This is a genomic window from Blautia sp. AF14-40 (assembly GCF_003479665.1).
Lineage (GTDB): Bacteria > Bacillota > Clostridia > Lachnospirales > Lachnospiraceae > Fusicatenibacter > Fusicatenibacter saccharivorans.
In genome coordinates this window covers 1-4608 of record NZ_QUHK01000064.1, presented here as the reverse complement: position 1 = coordinate 4608, position 4608 = coordinate 1, and the positions used below count along the sequence as shown (strand labels likewise).

Genomic DNA, 4608 nt, shown 5'->3' with positions numbered 1-4608 from the left:
TCAAGGGCATTGGAAGTGCCGCCAAACACGCACTGACGGGGGCGGTCTGCCGGGTGGGTTTCATAGGGTATCTTGTAAACCTCTTTCTGCCGGCTTAAAAATGACTTGATTTCCTCAATGCTCTTGGCGTTGGCGGTTGCCATCATTTCCGACATTTCGATCATCCAGTGACCTTGCAGCTTGCGGTACACATTGTCATCGTCCAGCTTCCGCAAATCATCGGAGAACCACTCGTCCCGGACTGCCAGCAGACGGAAGAAGGTGGACTTGCCAGCCCCCTGACCGCCGACCAGACAGAGCATGATTTCAAACTTGCACCCCGGCTGAAAGGCTCGTGAGATTGCACCCATCAGGAACAGCTTCAACGCTTCATAGGTGTAATCGTCTGCGTCAGCCCCCAGAAAGTGCCGCAGGCAGAAACGGATTCGCTCTGTCCCGTCCCACACAAGGGTATTGAGATAGTCCCGGATGGGATGGTACTTGTTTTCATTCGCCACAATCCCGATGGCGTTATCAATCTTTTTCTCATTGGTAAGCCCGTAGGTTTCTTCCAGATAGAGAAGCAGATACTTCATGTCCGTATCATTCAGGGCGGTGCTTTCCCTTTGAAAGCCGATGGGCTTTATGATGTCCTTGCGGTCAGTCAGGATGTTGTAGGCGATAGCCCCGGAAAGCAGCGGGTCACGCTGGAATACGGTCAGACAGTTCCGTATGCTCTGACGGACACCGCCTTTCTCGGTAGTTTCCAGCCCCGCCTTGATTTCCTCAACGCTCTGTGGCGGCTGCATGGCGTTCATGGTGTTTTTTAGTTCTTGCTGCGTCTGCGGCTGCAAACTCTGCCATTCGTTGTTCAAGCTGTATCACATCCTTTCCGTAGTCCGTAATCAAAGCCGCTTTTTCCTCTGTCTCCCCGAACAGCAGCACATCCAGCAGATATTCCACTTGGGCTTGCTTCTGTAAGGCTTCCACAAACCGGGGATGAAAGGCTTCCTCCGGGGAGTGCGGGACATAATTCTTTCTCCATGCCCTAAGCAGGTGGAGATAATCGGCAAGGATACGGGAGCAGCGGTTCTTTGCTTCCTGAAACTGTTCCTCCGGGGATTTCTGCCGGGGCTTGGGCTTTTTTACCTTTCCCGGCGGTTTCCAGTCCTCATAGGAAATTCCAAAGTCCTGTGCCAGTTGTACGGCGGCTTCTTTCTTTCCCAGCCCATACAGGGCGGCGGTAAAATCAATCACATCCCCATCCGTACCGCAGCCGAAGCAGTGGTAACGCCGATCCAGCTTCATGCTTGGGGTTTTATCGTTATGGAACGGGCAACGAGCCATCCCGTTCCGGCCTGCATGGATTCCATAATGCTCCGCAGCCTGTCTTGTTGTGACGGACTGCTTCACAGCTTCAAATACATTCAAATCTATCTCTCCTTGAAAATAAGAAAAGCACCTGACAGTTTCTGATTGAAAATGGCAAGTGCCTGTTAAAGTTCCATATCCTGTTGTCTGTGTTTCGCCTGTGCCGGGGCGGTTCTTTGTGCTTTTTTCTCGTCTGCCTTATCCTGCAAGACTTCCTTGATGGGCTGCTTCTTGGGCGGCTCTTTGCTTTCCTCTGTGCCGGGTGTGGCTTTCCGTACCCAGTAGCGGATGTCCCGCAGCTTCTTCAAATCCTCCTGTACCTCGGTCAGCGGTACTTTCAGTTCTGCGATTTCGCTGAGAAGCGTTTCCTGCTCCTCTTGCAGCTCCTTTTGGGTACTGTCCTTATCGTCCGGGTGCTTGGCAAGGTAGGCGGCGGCTTTCTCATACCGGGCAACCTCCGGGTGTTCCTGTTTGAATTTCTCCTTTGTTTTCTTAAAAAATATCTTCTGGTACTTCTCATAGACAGGCTTAGATTCCTTGCAGGCTGTCCGGCTGGCAAGAATCCCGTCAATCACTTTGCTGCGGGCTTCCTTTGGCTTCATCTGATTGCGGTAATCGGCGGCTGATTTCCCGGAAGATTCCAGAAATGCTTCTAAGTCCTCCACAGTGGAAAGCCCCTTTTGCCGGAGATAGGACAAGGCTTCGCTGACTGCCTTTAAGTCCTGTGAAGTCCCCCGGTTCTGTCCAGCCCTTGTCCAGTCCCTCCGTTCTTCCTTTCGTATCTCCATGTACTTCATCAGCAGATTGGGAAGAAGTGTCGCTTCCTCCGCCGCTTTTTGTGCAAGCAGCTCTTTCCGTTTTTCTCCCAGCTCGGTAATCCAGCCTTTGAGGTTTTGGATAAGCTGCCGGATGGACTTCATCAGACTGTTGGCGGCTCTGATTTCCCGGTTCAGGTTTCCGATGTTCGTCTGGATACCACGCTTTTCCATCTGCCGGACAGCAGCCCCCTCATGGACAGTGGGGACAATATCAAGCCCCTGTCTGGCATAGGAACGCAAGTCCACACGCTCCGGACGGTCATTGGCTTCCAGATAGCGGTTCTGGATGACCTCCCATTCATGCCGCCAGATTTCACAATACTTCTGGTCGTTCCAGTCCACCGTATCCTCCTTGTGGCTTTTCCACCTGCCGGATGGCAGCTTTATCCGTTCCCCATTCTCATCAAGGTCATAAACCTTGCGGCTCTTGGGAAGCCATTTCCCATGCTCGTCCATTGCCCGCATAGTCAGCAGGACATGGGCGTGGGGATTGTGTCCCGGCGGGTGGGGGTCATGGATGGCAAAGTCAACAATCATCCCTTTGGAAACAAACTGCTGTTCACAAAACTCCCGGACAAGGACAGCATATTGGTCGGGCGGTATCTCTCTGGGGATGGTAAGCACCCACCACCTTGCAAGCTGGGAATTCCATTGTTTTTCCACCGCTTCGGCGGCGTTCCATAAGGTATTGCGGTCTGCATACGACCGTGGGGCGTTTGCCGGGAGCAGGATTTCATTGTGGACGATACCACACTTTTCCGGGTAGTGCTTCACTTGCTGGTCGTATTCACAGAACAGCTTTTCGCCACTCTGGTAAGCAGCGGCGGCAACCGCAGACTGTCGCTGGCTGCGCTGAACAATCGTGATTTCGTTGTGTGGGCAGGGCATTTCGTGTCCCTCCTTTCGGTAATTGGTGGATGGGGTGGCGTTTTACCACCTCATTTTGGCAGAAAAAAAGCAGGAGACCTTTTTCAGATTTCCTGCTCGGTGTGCCGCTGTGTGGGCGGTGGGTATTAAGTTGTAAAAGTTCGGGGCAAGTTGACCCGCTATTTTGCTCACAAACTGGATTTGCCAGCGTCAGCAAAACAACTTATTAATCAAATATGGTTTTCCAATTATCGCCTGCACGATACGCTTCAAAGCACATTTTAATTTGTTCTTCGTTATTTTTTTCAGTAGCAAGATTAGGAATATCACTTTGAGAAAAATAATCGAATCCTGTAGTTTCAATATTTTCCACAAACTCCCCACCAACAAGAGAACAAAGTACAAATATTTTACATACCCCATATGCATATATTGGTAAGTTGTGTTTTGCTCTGTCTTGAACAGCTATAATACTTTTTGCGATAACATCTAATCCAGATTCCTCTTTTACTTCCTTAATTGTATTTTCAGCAACAGATATGTTCACATCACACCACCCGCCAGGGAGAGACCACTTCCCATTATTTTCACGAACAAGAAGAATTCTCTCATCCTTAAAAATAGCTGCACGAGTGTCCAGTTTTGGAGTTTGATACCCTGTTTCATTGCAAAAAAGGTTTTTTACTGTTTCTGTGGGAAGCTCTGACATATGGGATAAGATTTCAGCTGATATTTCACGAACACGCTCATATCGTTCTCTATCATAAATATCTTTACCATAAGTCAATCCCGCTTGTGCAAGGCTCTGTAATTCTATTGCCCATTGTAGCCATTTCTCATTCCTGTTCATTATATCTTTGTCACCTCCGAATTTGAAATCTCCGTATTATCCAACTTGCTTATTTCTTATCTATACTTTCAATAAGATTGTTTTCTACGCAATAATAATAGATTCCATCTTCTTCTGCGGATTTACAAATTGCGTTTGCTTTTGCTTTCACATTATCCTTCGCATTTCCCATCGCAACACCTGTCCCAACGGCTTCTAACATTTCAATATCGTTTTCTCCGTCCCCGAACGCAAGCGCCTCTTTTTTTGCTAATCCATAGTAATTCAGAATTACATTGACTGCATTTCCTTTTCCACCATTTAAAGGAATAATATCAACAGCTTTGTCCCACCAGGCAGTTATTTGAGAATTTCTACAACCTTTTAAAATTGTATCATATTCACCACAAGTACCTGAACACATGACTTGATATATCTCACCCTTACTTATTTCATCAAATTTATCTGATATAATTAATTCTACATTCCCGAATAAAAAATACTGTTCCAAATCAGGATCTGTGCCATTTGCTACAATTATATTTTCATTGCTAATTGCAATGGCTCTGTTCATTTTTTTTAAATTCTGGATTAGCATATTCTTATCTGTGTTATTTAATGGATTTTTGTAAATAACATCTTCATCACGCACAATATATGACCCATTAAAAGTTGATAATATATCAAAATCTACTCCATCAAAATGTGGAATTTCTGGATAACTTCTTCCGGTTGCCATACATA

Annotated in this window: 5 protein-coding genes; all 5 read right to left on the bottom strand. The window is 47.3% G+C overall.

What is annotated here, in order from left to right; genetic code table 11:
• The coding region (locus DWW13_RS17765; protein WP_243026193.1) for a virulence-associated E family protein at nt 1–797 on the bottom strand (797 nt) is incomplete at its 3' end.
• The gene (locus DWW13_RS17760; RefSeq protein ID WP_118720751.1) at nt 766–1410 is read right to left on the bottom strand and encodes a CHC2 zinc finger domain-containing protein; all 645 of its coding nucleotides are present in this window, start codon (nt 1408–1410) and stop codon (nt 766–768) included. The genes DWW13_RS17765 and DWW13_RS17760, both read right to left, overlap by 32 nt.
• A 65-nt stretch (nt 1411–1475) precedes the next feature.
• Nucleotides 1476–3056, bottom strand: coding sequence for a MobQ family relaxase (mobQ, locus tag DWW13_RS17755; RefSeq protein ID WP_118720749.1), 1581 nt, complete (start codon nt 3054–3056; stop codon nt 1476–1478).
• A gap of 205 nt (nt 3057–3261) precedes the next feature.
• Entirely contained in the window at nt 3262–3885 is a 624-nt protein-coding gene (locus tag DWW13_RS17745; protein ID WP_118063248.1) for an NUDIX hydrolase N-terminal domain-containing protein, read from the bottom strand.
• A 49-nt stretch (nt 3886–3934) separates the two neighbouring features.
• Nucleotides 3935–4608 (bottom strand): HAD-IIB family hydrolase (locus DWW13_RS17740; RefSeq protein ID WP_118720745.1); only part of this gene is annotated, 674 nt, incomplete at its 5' end.

What these genes read in the sequence shown, in the direction of transcription:
- mobQ (WP_118720749.1), bottom strand. Translation starts at nt 3,056, where the DNA reads ATGCCCTGCCCACACAACGAAATCACGATTGTTCAGCGCAGCCAGCGA.
- DWW13_RS17745 (WP_118063248.1), bottom strand. Translation starts at nt 3,885, where the DNA reads ATGAACAGGAATGAGAAATGGCTACAATGGGCAATAGAATTACAGAGC.